Origin of the sequence: Streptomyces sp. NPDC086777, assembly GCF_040702065.1 — a bacterium.
Taxonomy (GTDB): domain Bacteria; phylum Actinomycetota; class Actinomycetes; order Streptomycetales; family Streptomycetaceae; genus Streptomyces.
In genome coordinates this window covers 135,033-148,953 of the sequence record NZ_JBFBJI010000010.1, presented here as the reverse complement: position 1 = coordinate 148,953, position 13,921 = coordinate 135,033, and the positions used below count along the sequence as shown (strand labels likewise).

General features: G+C 65.0%; 11 protein-coding genes. 9 read left to right on the top strand and 2 right to left on the bottom strand.

The genetic code is table 11. The features are described from left to right. Positions 1–22 precede the first annotated feature (22 nt). The 5 genes from AB0472_RS16725 to AB0472_RS16705 all read left to right on the top strand — a co-directional run bounded on the left by AB0472_RS16725 (position 23) and on the right by AB0472_RS16705 (position 6,933). Positions 23–1,600: an ATP-binding protein gene (locus tag AB0472_RS16725; RefSeq protein WP_366357185.1), complete on the top strand. Its 1,578-nt coding sequence runs from the start codon at positions 23–25 to the stop codon at positions 1,598–1,600. A 119-nt stretch (positions 1,601–1,719) separates the two neighbouring features. Next, entirely contained in the window at positions 1,720–4,623 is a 2,904-nt protein-coding gene (locus AB0472_RS16720) for a Z1 domain-containing protein (RefSeq protein WP_366357283.1), read from the top strand. A 14-nt stretch (positions 4,624–4,637) separates the two neighbouring features. After that, positions 4,638–5,651, top strand: a complete 1,014-nt coding sequence (locus tag AB0472_RS16715; protein ID WP_366357184.1) for a NaeI family type II restriction endonuclease — start codon at positions 4,638–4,640, stop codon at positions 5,649–5,651. A 2-nt stretch (positions 5,652–5,653) separates the two neighbouring features. Then, a complete protein-coding gene (locus AB0472_RS16710; protein WP_366357183.1) occupies positions 5,654–6,412 on the top strand; it encodes an NgoMIV family type II restriction endonuclease in 759 nt (252 codons plus the stop codon). 14 nt (positions 6,413–6,426) lie between these two features. Then, positions 6,427–6,933 carry a very short patch repair endonuclease gene (locus AB0472_RS16705; RefSeq protein ID WP_366357182.1) on the top strand — a complete coding sequence of 169 codons (507 nt, stop codon included), beginning with the start codon at positions 6,427–6,429 and terminating at the stop codon, positions 6,931–6,933. On the opposite strand, the gene AB0472_RS16700 is transcribed toward AB0472_RS16705, so the two are convergent. Beyond that, positions 6,923–7,612: a hypothetical protein gene (locus AB0472_RS16700; RefSeq protein WP_366357181.1), complete on the bottom strand. Its 690-nt coding sequence runs from the start codon at positions 7,610–7,612 to the stop codon at positions 6,923–6,925. The genes AB0472_RS16705 and AB0472_RS16700 overlap by 11 nt on opposite strands. Before the next feature lie 223 nt (positions 7,613–7,835). On the opposite strand from AB0472_RS16700, the gene AB0472_RS16695 reads away from it, so the two are divergent. The 3 genes from AB0472_RS16695 to AB0472_RS16685 all read left to right on the top strand — a co-directional run bounded on the left by AB0472_RS16695 (position 7,836) and on the right by AB0472_RS16685 (position 11,828). Beyond that, the gene (locus AB0472_RS16695; RefSeq protein ID WP_366357180.1) at positions 7,836–8,513 is read left to right on the top strand and encodes a hypothetical protein; all 678 of its coding nucleotides are present in this window, start codon (positions 7,836–7,838) and stop codon (positions 8,511–8,513) included. 73 nt (positions 8,514–8,586) lie between these two features. Continuing rightward, positions 8,587–10,002 (top strand): ParB N-terminal domain-containing protein, encoded by a 1,416-nt coding sequence (locus tag AB0472_RS16690; RefSeq protein WP_366357179.1) that lies wholly within the window; start codon positions 8,587–8,589, stop codon positions 10,000–10,002. Further along, on the top strand, positions 9,999–11,828 hold the full coding sequence (locus AB0472_RS16685) for a DEAD/DEAH box helicase (RefSeq protein WP_366357178.1): 1,830 nt from the start codon (positions 9,999–10,001) through the stop codon (positions 11,826–11,828). The genes AB0472_RS16690 and AB0472_RS16685 overlap by 4 nt, the downstream gene beginning before the upstream one ends. 57 nt (positions 11,829–11,885) lie before the next feature. Here AB0472_RS16685 and dcm read toward each other — a convergent pair whose 3' ends face one another. Next, the gene (dcm, locus tag AB0472_RS16680) at positions 11,886–13,019 is read right to left on the bottom strand and encodes a DNA (cytosine-5-)-methyltransferase (RefSeq protein WP_366357177.1); all 1,134 of its coding nucleotides are present in this window, start codon (positions 13,017–13,019) and stop codon (positions 11,886–11,888) included. 175 nt (positions 13,020–13,194) lie between these two features. Between dcm and AB0472_RS16675 the strand changes: the two genes are divergently transcribed. Next, the gene (locus AB0472_RS16675) at positions 13,195–13,917 is read left to right on the top strand and encodes an HNH endonuclease (RefSeq protein ID WP_366357176.1); all 723 of its coding nucleotides are present in this window, start codon (positions 13,195–13,197) and stop codon (positions 13,915–13,917) included. Positions 13,918–13,921 lie beyond the last annotated feature (4 nt).

Genomic DNA, 13,921 nt, shown 5'->3' with positions numbered 1-13,921 from the left:
CTAGTCCGCGAGGAACACCCGTATGCCGCCCTACCAGCCATCTTCCGACTGGCAGTTCGACGTACCCACCACCGGGAGCAAGCGACTGCCTCCGGCGGCACGGTCGTTCGAATCGCTCGCGCACCAGGGCTACAGCTTCGAGGCGGCCATCGCCGACCTGATCGACAACTCGATCGACGCTCGAGCCCACAACGTCGTCGTGAGCTTCCTGCGGGACACGGGTGAGCGCGGCGGTCGCGACCGCCTGGTCGGCCTGCTCGTGGTCGACGACGGCGAGGGCATGGACGAGTCCGGACTGGACACTGCGATGACCGTCGGCGGACGCGAGAACTACGCCGCCGGCGCCTTGGGGCACTTCGGCGCCGGTCTGAAGGCAGCCTCGCTCTCACACGCAGACGCACTCACCGTGATCAGTCGGACCAAACGCAGCCCTTCGGCCGGACGCCGCTGGCTCACCGCACGCGCGCAGGCCGACTTCACCTGCGACATCGTGGATGCGGCGTACTGCCAGAGCCTGGTCGACCGCTACGACGGGATCATCGACTGGCAAGGCACGATCGTGCGCTGGGACCAGGTCCGCGCGTTCGAGACCATCACGGACGGGCAGACCGACCGTTACCTCAACGACGCGATCGAGCGGCTCGAGACCCACCTCGGTCTCCACCTCCACCGCTTCCTCGCCCGCGACGGCTTCCACATCGACATCGTCGTCGAGGACGTCCACACCCGGGAGGAGCTGGACCACCGGGGAGTCGAGCCCATCGACCCCTTCGGCTACCGCGTTCCGGGCCGCGCCGGTTATCCGCGCAGGTACTTTGCGCCCGTCGAGGGCGTCGGTGACGTCACGCTCACGGCGCACATATGGCCGCCCAAGTCACCGCTCGTCGCATACCGAGGCATCGGGCCGCTCGCCGAGCGTCAGGGCTTCTACGTCTACCGCAACGACCGGCTGGTCCAGGCCGGTGGCTGGAACGACACCCGCAGCCCTGAAGGCCATCTCGCACTCGCCCGTATCGCCGTGGACCTGCCGCCCGAACCCAACGACGTTTTCGCCCTGACCGTCAAGAAGGACGGCGTCCAGGTCACGCCGGCGTTCGCCAGAGGGTTGGAGCAGGCGACCGACCCGACCGGCCACACCTTCACCGCGTACGTCCACGAGGCCGAGACGACCTATCGCGAAGCCGCCAAACGGCGCACCGAGGTCAAACGCATGGCCGTCATCCCGCCGGGCAAGGGACTCGACCCGAAGCTGAAGCGGACGCTGCGCGACGAGCTACCGCAACTCGAGGGCGACGATCCGATCACCTTCACCTGGGCCAGGCTGGACGTGCCGCCCGGCGTCGATCCCGCCGAGCTGATCTTCACGATCGACCACAAAGAGCGTCGGATCGTCCTCAACAAGGACTACCGGCACGTCTTCAACGGCGGCCGGCGCGGAGGGTCCAACGACGCCCCGGTTCTCAAGAGCCTCCTCTACCTGATGCTCAACGAGATCTTCCAGAAGGAGCGGGTCTGGGCGAACCAGACCGACAAGGTCGCCCTGTGGAACAGCGTGCTGGTCACCGCTGCACGGGCCGAGATCGCCCGCACCGAGGGCTAGCCCGACCCGTCTCCTCACCACCGCCCGTCCCCAAGAGAGGCCGATCAGTCGCCGTGACCGCCGAGAACGCCCCCGCTCCTGACCACCTCACCGACCTCCACGGCGAGGTCCTCGACGCGATGAGCCGGCGCGGGCCCAAGCACTTCGCCAAGCTCGCCCTCGTACTCGCCGACACCGACGAACAAGCGGACACGGACCTGTTCCACTTCCGCGACCGGATCATGGCCTCGAACCCCGGCGACGAGTTGCTCACCCTCTGGCGCCGAAAGCTCACCGCATGGGACTTCGAGCAGTCCCCCTCGTGGTCGGTGACCGAGCCCCGCACATCGGAGCGCCGTACCGAGGTCTACGACAAGCTCGCGTTCGGCACGGATCTGCGCAAGGCACTCGATGCCGCCGTCCCGGTCCACAAGGAACCGGGTCCGGTCACCATCAGCCGCGAGTTCCAGGCCTGGTACACCCGGGAGCAGGCTGCGAACCGCTCCTTCTACTGGACCTCGTACGAGCGACTGCTGCGCCGCAAGGGCTGGAGCGACGCGGCCGTCTCCAGTCTGGACGAGGCCTCCCATGCGGTCGTGGAGCGGCTTGCCGACCCCACCCGTGACGACGCCTACGGCGCACGCGGACTCGTCGTCGGCTACGTGCAGTCCGGCAAGACGGCCAACTTCACCGGCGTTACCGCAAAGGCCATCGACGCGGGCTACCGCCTGGTCATCGTGCTGGGCGGCACCCTGAACCTGCTGCGCGGCCAGACCCAGCGCCGCCTCGACATGGAGCTGATCGGCCAGGAGAACATCCTGGGCGCCGCCGATCCGGATGACCCGGACGCTTTGGTCGGCATCGATTACCAGGACGACGAGGACTGGCCCGCGAAGTTCGTCTCGTTCGGCGGCCGGCCCTCCGTCCTCGGCGCCTTCGACATCGAGCGTCTGACCTCACGCGACCGCGACTACATGACGCTCGAACGAGGCATCAGTGCCCTGGAGTTCGAGAAGTCTGACCGCACCCGTCGCCTGTACGACCCGGCGAACCTGCACACGGCCCGCGCCCGCGTGATGGTCGTGAAGAAGAACAAGTCGGTGCTGGAGAAGCTGGTCAAGGACCTTAAGAAGATTGGCCCGATCCTCGGCGAGATACCGACCCTGATCATCGACGACGAGTCCGACCAGGCTTCGGTGAACACGACCGACCCGAAGAAGTGGGAGGACGGCAAGGTCACCCGCACCGCGATCAACGGCCAGATCAGCAGGCTTCTCAGCCTCCTGCCCCGCGCCCAGTACGTCGGCTACACCGCGACTCCGTTCGCCAACGTGTTCATCGACCCGGGTGACGAGGAGGACATCTTCCCGCGCGACTTCCTGATCTCCCTTCCTCGCCCCATCGACTACATGGGCGTACAGGACTTCCACGACCTGGACAACGTCGGCAACGTCGAAGGTGAGGCCGAGAAGGCGTACGTCCGAGGCATCTACGAGGCCACGGGCGACCGCCTCCAAGAAGCCCTGGACGCCTACGTCCTCACAGGCGCTCTGAAGGTCTACCGCGAGAAGCACGGTGTCCCCGGCGACTTCCGGCACCACACGATGCTCGTGCACGAATCGGTCCGTATGGCTGAACACGCCGCACTCGCCGAGCGCATCAAGACCATGTGGCGCAACGCCGCGCACACGGGACCCGAGGGGCATGCGCGCCTGGCGGCCCTCTTCGACAAGGACTTCCGACCCCACGCCGACGGCCCCCTGCACACGCCCGCTGCGTACGCGGACCTCAAACCGTACGTATCCCGCGCCATCCAACTGATCAATCGCGGCGGCAGCCCTGTCATGGTCGTCAACGGTGAGAGCGAGCGCGACTACGCCCAGCCTGACCTGGACTTTGCCCGTACCCCGAACGTCTGGAAGATCCTCGTCGGCGGTACCAAGCTGTCCCGCGGTTTCACGGTCGAGGGCCTGACAATCACGTACTACCGACGCACCACGCAGCAGGCCGACACCCTGATGCAGATGGGCCGCTGGTTCGGCTTCCGCCCCGGCTACCGAGACCTCGTGCGCCTCTACATCGGCCGTGAGGAGTCGCTCGGCCGTGGCCGCAACGCCAAGACGGTCGACTTGTACGAGGCCTTCGAGGCGATCTGCCGCGACGAGGAGCTCTTCCGCGAAGAGCTGGCGCGGTACTCAGCGCTTGTGGATGGCCACCCGCAGGTCACCCCCGCCCAGATCCCGCCGCTGGTAGCGCAGCACTTGTCCTGGGTAAAGCCGTCAGCCCGGAACAAGATGTTCAACGCGGAACTGGTCGAGGTACGTTCCCCGGGCAAGCCGATCGAGCCGGCAGCATATCCGCAGGACGCCGATATGACCGAGGAGAACACCAAGCGCTGGAAGCCCGTCCTCGCAGCACTCGGCGGCACTCCAGCAACCTGCGTTCTGCGTCCAGATGCGTCCTCACCGCTGCCCCGCAGTTTCCAGGCGGCAACCGCGGTCATCCCGCACACCCAGCTCCTTTCCGTGCTCAGCTCGCTGGAGTGGGAGGAGGGCAATGTCCTCGGCCCGCACTTGACCTATCTGTCCCAGCTCGACGGTCGCCTGGCCAGGGTCGACGACTGGCTGGTCATCGCTCCGCAACGCACGCAGCGCAACCGGATCGAGGCAACTGTGCTGGACAAGGGCCCCTTCTCCTTGTTCCGCCGAAGTCGTCAGTCCAACAAGCTGTCCTTCGGCCGCATCTCGGGCCTGGAGCACCGTCTGTATGCACAGCAGCTGATTGACCAGCCAGGCGAAACGCCGACTGAAGACAGCGCCCTCGGGCCGCATCGCGGCGTAGTCCTCCTCTACCCCGTCGTCGACGCCCAGCATGACGATGAGGTGAAGGCCGTTGCCGCAACTGGGTCGGCTGCATCTGACAAGGTCATCATGGCGTTCACCGTGATTCCACCGAAGTCGGCAGTCGACTCGAAACGTCAGCTCGTGCGCTTCCGGACGAGGGACTCTTCCCGTCCGGATGCGGTTATCGTCGATGCGTTCTGAGGCATCCCAACTTCATGCTCGACGAACGAGTCACCAACGGGGGAAACATGCTTCCTTTCGAAGAGGCCGACATCATTGCCGCCACGTCGGTCGCCCTGCACGACGTGACGGCCCCGCCAGATCCTGAACTGGACCAGGTCTACGAGCACGTCAAAGCGCTCGATCCCACGGGCCGGCGGTTCGCCACGGTCCTCCGCGACACCATCGACCAACTGCTCAACGGTGAGGTGACCGGGCGGTACGACTGGAAGACCCTCTTCAAGACCGAGAAGACGCACGCGGGGACCCTGGTAGAGATCAACCTGCAGCGCGAGTTCAGGTTCGCGGACGGCGAGGCCATGGACTACCAGATCGTGGGCATCGACGTGGACTGCAAGTACTCACAGCAGTTCGGTGGCTGGATGATTCCGCCGGAGGCAGTAGGTCACCTCTGCCTGCTGGCCTGGGCGGACGACTACAGGTCGCGCTGGAGCATCGGTCTCGTCCGGATACGTGGTGAGTGGCTGAACACAGGCAACAACCGTGATCTCAAGCTCACCATCAAGGCCGCGCACCGAGACAAGATCCACTGGCTGTGGCGTGACGAACCGCTGCCCGAGAACGTGCTTCTCCACATGGATGCCGCCGATCGCGACGCTGTGTTCGCCGCGGGTTCGGGCCAGCGGCGCTTGAACGAACTTTTCCGGCGAGTTCAGAAGCGGCGCATCGGCCGCAACGTGGTGCGCACCGTGGCCCAGCAGAAGGACTACATGAAACGGGTGCGCGGCAACGGCGGCTGCCGGTCAGCTCTGGCACCCGAGGGAATCGTCATCATGGGCCACTACGCCAGTCATCGCGAGATCGCCGGACGACTCGGACTGCCGCTTCCCGACGAAGGCGAATTCGTCAGCGCCCGCCTAGTCCCGGCGGGACCAGATCACCGGCACACCACGCGTGTCATCCTCGACGGCGGGGAGTGGGTTCTCGCCCAGCCAGGCGACGCCGTCGTACCCGCCCCGCCGTTGCCTCCGCACACCAGGGAGGACTGACCATGAACGCGCCGTTCGCGACCAGCCTCCTCGGATGGAGGAAGACAGACAAGACAGGAAAGCTCGTCCCTAACAACGCCGACTCCGACAGCAATACGTCGAAGCTCCTCGCGCGGGGCGTTCTTGAGGCACTCGGTATAGAACCCGAGATCGTGCTTGCCGACGCCCCGGACAGCCTTGGCCCGGCGCTGGAACAGGCAGTGTGCCACCACCTGAAGACAGCACTGCCTGCTGAGGTTCCAGACCGTCTGTGGCATGTCGACCACAAGAAAACCGTGGCCGACTTCACGCAGTACCAGCACTTGGACAGAGTGGCCAAAGCCGTGCGCGAGAACGCGACCCTCCGTGTCGACCTGGGCCGCGACTACCTCATCAGACCCGACGTCACCGTAGGCGTCACGCAGTCGGCCGCAGACACCTCCGCCCTCCCATATCTGCACGCGGCGGTATCCTGCAAATGGACAATCAGGTCAGATCGCGTCCAGAACGTACGGCACGAGTTCCTCCAGATGATCAGGCATCGCCGCGGCCGGCTCCCGCACCTCGTCGTAGTGACCGCGGAGCCCATGCCCAGTCGGATTACCTCGATCGCCCGAGGGACGGGGGAAGCCGACGCCATTTACCATGTCGCCTTCGACGCGCTGAGGAAGGCGGTGGCCGACTTCGGCAACAGCAAGCAAAAGGACGATCTCAGCGAGATCATCGAACAGGGCCGCCTCCTCCCGTACGGAGCGCTGCTGCCGACCCTGTCTGGCTGCTAACCCACTCACGACAGATGACTACTCCCGGATCCGAGCCAGAAGAGCCGCAGGCCGCATGGACGCCCCCAGAGGGCTCCTGGGCCTCTTCCGCCGCACGTCGCCGCAACATGCAGGCGATCCGCAGCCGCGACACCACGCCGGAACGCCTAGTACGCCGACTGGTGCATGCCCAGGGACTGCGGTACCGAGTCGCGGCCCGTCCCCTCTCAGACCTCCGCCGCACCGCAGACATGGTCTTCCGGCCCGTGAAGGTGGCCGTCTTCATCGACGGATGCTACTGGCACGGCTGCCCCCAGCATTACGTTCCCCCGAAGACCAACCCCGGCTACTGGTCCGACAAGGTAGCCCGGAACATGGCCCGTGACCGTGATACGGACGAACGTCTGCGAGCCGCCGGCTGGCTCGTCCTGCGGTTCTGGGAACACGAGCCTGCGGAGGAGTGCAGTGAGTCGATCTGCCAGGCGGTGGTTTCCCGGCGCCCGTCCACGAACAGACGCAGACCGGAAACCCCTACCGAGTAAGAGACATCTCGAGCAGGCGCCGGGCCATGGCGTTGTTTTCGACTTGAATGAACTCGTAGGCGATCTGTGCGAGTTCATGCCCATCGCGACCGGACTGCACATACCGGAGAATGACTTCTGCCTCCGAGCGCAGGCCGCGGGCCCTGCACACGGTCACTGCGTGCGCCACTTCCTCCGGGCTCGCGGTCATACCGAGGTGCCGCAGAACGCCGGCGATGTCCTCGCTTCTTCTGTTCTGCTTCATGGCCAACAGGGCCAGCACGTTAGGCCACCGTCCTTGCCCGTGTTGCCGGTCCCCCATCGGCTGGGGGACCGGCAACACGGGCGAACCGCACTCAACGCAGAGGGGCGCCGGCGGTTTACATGCCTCCCGCCACAGAGTTTTGAGCTCCTCCCAGCCGATCGGCATGGGGAGCCGCTTCTCCCGTGCGATGGTCTCCGCCAGACCATAGAGCGCCTGGACCACACTTTCCTTCGGCTTGCTCACACGCGCATTTAGCAGGTCAGAGAGCGCGCTCGCCGAAGCGTCACAACCACTGTTCCGCAGCTCCAGCGCCTCATGCGTCTTCCTCAACGACAGCCCGATCACCAGCATCAAACGCCGCAAGGCTTCCGTGAGAGCCTTTCTTCCATCCGGAATATCGGCTTCCAGCTCCCTGAAGCGGCCATGTCTCGGCACACCAACTCCTCGGACCACATCGCACGTAAACAGCATCCGACAACAGTCTGCCTCCGCCCATCACCAACTCGCTCCCCAGATATGTCCGGATACCCATCCGGACACCCAGCCCCTTCCGGTTCAAGTGAGCTTGGAGTTGGGTGGTGTCTCACGGGCCGATGCCAGAGACTCACTGCCCTGGCATCCATCCGGACTGGCCCACTCAGACTCTGTGAGGTGGCGGATGAGCACGGCCTTGCCTTCATGGCAGGACAGCAAACTGGGCACGATGAAGCGCACCGCTCTCTGGCTCGTCCAGGTGGTCGGCGAAGGGTGCATTTTCACTAAATCGGAGTTGCGCGAGGCATTTCCCGATGTGGCCCAGATCGACCGCCGTATGCGTGATCTCCGAGATTTCGGGTGGAAGATCGACACCAACCGGGAGGACATCGAACTCGGCGCCAACGAACAGCGCTTCGTACAGAGCGGCGTACCCGTCTGGGAGCCTGGCCGCGGCACACGGCCCAGGAGCACCATCACGGTGACCCAGCGCCGAGAGCTGCTGGTCAAGTACAACAACAAGTGCAGTTCGTGCGGCGCCACCCCGGGTGACAAGTACGCCGACTCCGAGGTCACGGCTCAGCTCGATGTCGCCAGACGCGAAGTCCTGATGCGGGACGGCACGAAGGCTCTCCAGTACGTCATCGAGTGCAATCGCTGCCGCGTGGGCGGCATTGGTTCCACGTACGACGTGCCGACCCTGCTCTCCGAGGCCGGGGCGCTGCCCGCACTCGAACTCGACATCCTCAGGTCGTGGATCAAGCAGGACGCCCGCACGTTCAGTGCTGTCGAGGAGCTTTGGGCGAAGTACCGCGCCCTGCCGGCTGAGGCACGGGAAGCCTTCCGTGACAATCTGAACTGACCCGGAACTTAGCCCGTTTCCAGCGCTTGCCATCATCGGTTCCCACAGCACAGCCCAGTTACGAGAGGTACCCATGCCGTCGGACTTCGGCGTCCCCCCTATCGCAGACGAGAACCGCGCCCAGGTCGAACAGCGGCTCCAGGACGCGCGGGCGGGTGACTCAGTACCCGAGACGCTCCGCGTGGAGTTCCGGGGCCGACCCATCCACGTCGAAGTCATCGACATGCCCGTGGACCGGCTTTTCTACAACCCTGCTACGCACAGGGTCAGTGCGCAGCGCGCCTACGACCGGGCCCAGGAAGAGGAACTGGCAAAGGATTGCTGGTCCGATGCCGGCCAGCGCTACCTGCACCATTTGCTGATGGCGAAGCCATCCAACCCGCACCAGCGCGACCCCGACTTCGACAAACTGATGGAAAGCCTCCGCGATCATCAGCAGAACGACCCGGGCCTCATCTCGCGTGAGGGTGTCCTCGTAAACGGCAATACACGCCGGGCCGCTCTCAAGGAGCTGGGTGTCCGGTCCATCCGTGTGGGTGTCCTGCCGGCCAGCTGCAGCTGGGACGATATCCGCTCTGTCGAACTCTCCTTGCAGCTCAGGCCGGATCGCCGACGAGAGTATTCCTACATCAACCGGCTAATGGCCATCGAGGAGCAGACCAAGCTGGGACTGCCGTTCGCCGCTATCTCCAAGCTGTTCCACACCTCTACGCCGGCACTGGAACGGGACACCTGGGTTCTCGGTCAGTTGCGTGACTTGGTCAAGCGCAGCGAACACGGGCAGATCAAGCTGCGGCTTATGGACTTCGAGGACGCGCAGGAAAGCTTCGCCGAGTTGTACCGGACCTATATCAAGGAAAAGGCCAAGGGGAAGGAGAAGGCCGACACTCTTCTTGAATACCGGCTCGCCGCTATCGTCCTCGATATCGCAAAGACCGACATCCGTGCAATCCGTACCGACTTCCGGGACAAGTACCTGGATCACCGGCTTCCTGAGGGGTTGCGGGCGGCGGTGCTCGAAGCGCCCCGGGCAGTCTCCATCCCCGGCCTCAACCGCTCGGTTCCAGCGCCGAGTTCGGAGACGGCCAAGGCCCGTGCCCTCACTGACACCCTTCTCAAAGCCAAGGCCACGAAGAAGTCCGGGACCGTTGCGACTGCCGAGGAGGTCACGGCCGCCAATCGCTCCTGGTCCCTGCTAGAGGAGGCCTTCGACGAATCGATCCGGGCCGCTCACAAGGTGAACCGTGAACAGAAGAAGCGGCTCGCAGCCCCCGACCGCATCATCGCCGCAGTCGACAACCTGCAGCAATGCGTCACGGACCTGGTGATGGCTCGGGGCAACAACAGCCTGGATGAGGGAGCCTTTGACGATGCACTTGTCTCGCTCAAGCAGGCGCTGGGCAAGGTATCGGTTGAGGCCTCTCGGAGCATCCCGCTTCCGGGCGAGGGCTTGGCGTGGCTCCGCGAGGCGGCAGGAAGCCAGCAGTGAGTCACCCTGACACGCCGTCTCTCCGTATCGCCTTCGACATCACACGAACGCGGGCCGTGCTCCGTGCCCGTCCAGGGCTTGAAGCGGACTTCGGGCTGCTGGCCACCCGGGTGACCCCTGGCGGCCAGCGGGGCCCATTGACGTCGGAAACCGATCTGGACAGTTTCCTGTCTTCCATTGGCGAGCTGGCGGAGTGGCCGCACGACGACGTCGAGTGGGAACCCGAGCTTGCCACCCTGGTCACGGGCGTTCTAGACGACTCCGAGACCGTCGAGGCCCGGCTCAGCTCACCGTCGGCCGGCACACCTCAGACGCCTCTCTCGTCCGAGGGCGTCGACTCGTTGCTGGGCGCGGGCTGGCAGGCGGATCTCACCTCGTTCCAGCTCCGGGATATCGGGGAGCTGCTGTCCCTCGGCCATGGTGCAAACTTCAGTGTTCCAGGAGCCGGAAAGACCCGCACGGCACTGGCTGTGTTCAGTGCCCTGCGGGAGCAAGGAGAGGTCCGCCGACTTCTCGTCATCTGTCCCAAATCCGCCTATGAAGCGTGGGCATTCGAAGCAGACACCTGCCTCAAGGAACCCCTGCTGACGTCCGTCATGGACAACGGATATCTTGCCTCCGAAGCCGATGTCGTCCTCGTCAATTACGAGCGTCTGGCCGGCTCCGTAAACCAGCTGTCAGAGTGGCTGCGCACCATCCCGACGATGCTTGTACTGGACGAAGCGCACCGCATGAAACTCGGGGCCCGTGGAACTTACGGCGCCGCATGCCTCGCGTTGGGACCGCTCGCCCAACGACGTCTCATTCTCACCGGAACTCCAGCCCCCAACGGAGCCCGCGACCTGGAAAGCCTGCTTTCGTTCGTCTGGCCTGGACGCGGCAAACAGCTCGTTGTCGAAGCTGTCAGCGGCGGCGACCTCGCCTACGCGAGCAGGGTGTTGCGTCCGCTGTTCACCCGGACAACAAAGAAGGAGCTGGGTCTCCCTCCCTTTGAGCCCGTGGTCCGCTATGTCGAACTCCCTCCGTTGCACCGCGAGTTGTATGACGCGATCAAGGGAACTCCGTCGTCCCGCCGCGGCGACCTGGCCTCTCTTGGCAAGGCAGCCATGCGCTTGCTCATGGCGGCGATCAGTCCGGCTCTGCTCGCTCGCAGCGACGACCCGCATGATCCGCTTGCCTTTCAGCTGCCGTCGGCTGAGCCTGCAGCCCAAGACACACTGCGCACCCTGCTTCATCGGCTTCCTCAGCACGAGCTCTCACCGAAGTACGCGGAAACAGTGCGCATTGTGGCCCAGAATGCGCGGGCCGGCCGCAAGACCCTGGTGTGGACTGGCTTCATCCGCAGCCAGAGGACGCTGGAGCAGCTCCTGGCCCCGCACGCCCCGGCTTCCGTTTACGGCGCCACGTCGGGCCCGGACCGGGAAGCTGAGCTCCGCCGTTTCCGCGAGGACCCTTCGTGCATGGTCCTGATCTCCAATGCCGCGACCCTCGGAGAAGGCATCAGCCTTCACCAAGTCTGTCACGACGCGGTGTACGTGGACCGTGACTACATGGCTGGGCGCTTCCTTCAGAGCTTGGACCGCATCCATCGGCTAGGTCTGCCGCCGGGCACCGATACGCGTGTCACCGTACTCGCGGCCCGGGGCACGATCGACGAGCTCGTCGCCCTCAGCCTGGAAAAGAAGCTGGACTTCCTGGGAAGCGTGCTTGACGACCCTGCCGTGCGGCAGCTCGGCGATCTCCAGGAGGAGGAGACCACGGGGCTGGGGATGGACGCCGCTGACATCCATGCCCTTCTCGCGCACCTGGCCAGCCCGCTCTCGTGACGGACGGCTGACGGGCAGTGCCGCGCTACGGCGGCGCTGCCCGTCAGCCGCTCACCGTCATCGGCTCGTGTCACGCGCCCGGTCGGCCTTGAGCACTTCCATGATCGATTCGCCGATGGCCTGCGCGACGGGCGGTGGAAACGCGTTCCCGACCTGCCGGTACTGGGCCGTCTTGCCTCCCGTGAACTCCCAGTACATCGGGAACCCCTGGATGATCGCCGCCTGGCGAACCGTGAGCATGGGCCCCCCGGCACGGAACAGATCGCGGTCCTCGGTGCCGGTCGGCTTGCCGTCCACTGGCGCGTTGGCCACGCCCAGGCCCGAGACGCCCAGCTTCGCCCATGCCTTCTTGGCGCGGCTGGGACCGAGGTCAGCGCCGCCGTGCTTCTTGGAGCCGCCTACGAGCGTGGGAGCGACGGTCCCGCTGGCAGCGTGCTTCTTCCACTGCTTGAGCACGTTGTTGGCCTCATCTTCCCGAGGGCCGCCCTTGAACACGGCAACGCGCTCCGCCATCGTCTTCTCAAGCCTGTCCAGCACAGTTGCCGTCTTGCCATTGGGCGTCGGAGCTTCGTACTTGAGGTCTTTGAGCACGTCTTTCCGGAAGGCGACCAGAATGGAGCGCGGCCGAAGCTGTGGAACACCGAACTCCGCCGCCTCGTAAACTTTCCACCCCACGACCTCGTAGCCTGGACGGCCGTCCTCGTCGGGCTCCATCTCCTCAAGACTGGCCTGGATCCGCGCCCGGTAGTCGTCGAACTTGGGGTCCATGAGGCCGCGGACGTTCTCGATCATCACGGCGCGGGGGCGGATGAGTTCGGCCAGCTCCAGGATGCGCGGGAAGAGATCACGCTCATCGTCCTCGCCGAGCTGCTTGCCAGCATGCGAGAAAGGCGGGCACGGCACACCCCCGGCAAGCAGGTCAACTTCACCCCGCTTGTAGAGGCCGACGCTCTTCACCAAGTCACGCGCAGGGTCGAACTCCGTCACGTCCTGGCAGAGGACATCGCAGTTGGCGCGCTCCCAGTCCCACTTCGGGTGCACTTCGATGTTTTCGCGCAGCGTCGCCGCCGCATACTTGTCGATCTCCACGAGGGCGAGGTGTCTGAAACCCGCCAGGTGCAGTCCGATCGCCTGTCCGCCAGCACCGGCGCAGATCTCGATTGACGTGTAGTCCTGGTCAGTGCCCGTCATGGCCCCTCCTCTTGCACGATTTTCCAATGACGCCTCATACGGCAGCCATCACAGAGGGTGACATGCCCCACTGACACTGCGACTCGACACGGCGGCACACACCAGTGTGCGGCATCCTCTGCCCCACCTTGGTCACCAACAGCATGGCAATTTCGAATACTCGTACGATACCGCTGTGGCTAAAATCAACTGGACGCGTGACGAGCTGTTGCTGGCTTGCGCGCTCGTTGTCGAAAACCGCTGGCGCGAGCTGCGGCCAGCCGACAAGCGGGTGCAAGACTTGTCCCAGATCCTCAGGAAGCTTCCGTTGCACGATGGCGCGGCGGCAGATCCGAGGTTCCGCTCCCCTGGCAGCGTCAGCCTCAAGACCGGCAACATCGTGACTGCCCGTACCGGGTACCACGGGGTCGCCATGAAGGGCGGCCAGCTGACCCGTGAAGTAGTGGCCGACTTCACAGAGCGCCCCGACGAGATGCTCGCCGCCGCCAAGGCCCTGCACGCTGGCGTTGCATCCGCCAAGATCATCGGCATACCCGCCCAGGAGGGCGAGACCGAAATGGCACGCGAAGGACAGCTCCTCAGACGCTGGGCTCTCTACCGTGAGCGTAACAAGCCCCTGCGCGACCGGAAGATCCAGGCGGCCCTGGAAGAGGGCATACCTCTGCGGTGCGAGGTGTGCTCGTTCGACTTCACTGCTGCCTACGGCGAGCTGGGAGACGGCTACATCGAAGTCCACCACAGCCTGCCTCTCCACATATCGGGGGTGACAGAGACCCGGCTCCTGGATCTTGCTCTTCTCTGTGCCAACTGCCACCGCATGTGCCACAAGGGTTTCCGCGGAGAATCCTGGCGCACGCCTGACGCCCTTCGCGAGCAGATACGGAAGCTTGGACAGTGAGCCA

What these genes read in the sequence shown, in the direction of transcription:
- AB0472_RS16710 (WP_366357183.1), top strand. Translation starts at nt 5,654, where the DNA reads ATGAACGCGCCGTTCGCGACCAGCCTCCTCGGATGGAGGAAGACAGAC.
- AB0472_RS16725 (WP_366357185.1), top strand. Translation starts at nt 23, where the DNA reads ATGCCGCCCTACCAGCCATCTTCCGACTGGCAGTTCGACGTACCCACC.
- AB0472_RS16715 (WP_366357184.1), top strand. Translation starts at nt 4,638, where the DNA reads ATGCTCGACGAACGAGTCACCAACGGGGGAAACATGCTTCCTTTCGAA.
- AB0472_RS16720 (WP_366357283.1), top strand. Translation starts at nt 1,720, where the DNA reads ATGAGCCGGCGCGGGCCCAAGCACTTCGCCAAGCTCGCCCTCGTACTC.
- AB0472_RS16690 (WP_366357179.1), top strand. Translation starts at nt 8,587, where the DNA reads ATGCCGTCGGACTTCGGCGTCCCCCCTATCGCAGACGAGAACCGCGCC.
- AB0472_RS16695 (WP_366357180.1), top strand. Translation starts at nt 7,836, where the DNA reads ATGAGCACGGCCTTGCCTTCATGGCAGGACAGCAAACTGGGCACGATG.
- dcm (WP_366357177.1), bottom strand. Translation starts at nt 13,019, where the DNA reads ATGACGGGCACTGACCAGGACTACACGTCAATCGAGATCTGCGCCGGT.
- AB0472_RS16705 (WP_366357182.1), top strand. Translation starts at nt 6,427, where the DNA reads ATGACTACTCCCGGATCCGAGCCAGAAGAGCCGCAGGCCGCATGGACG.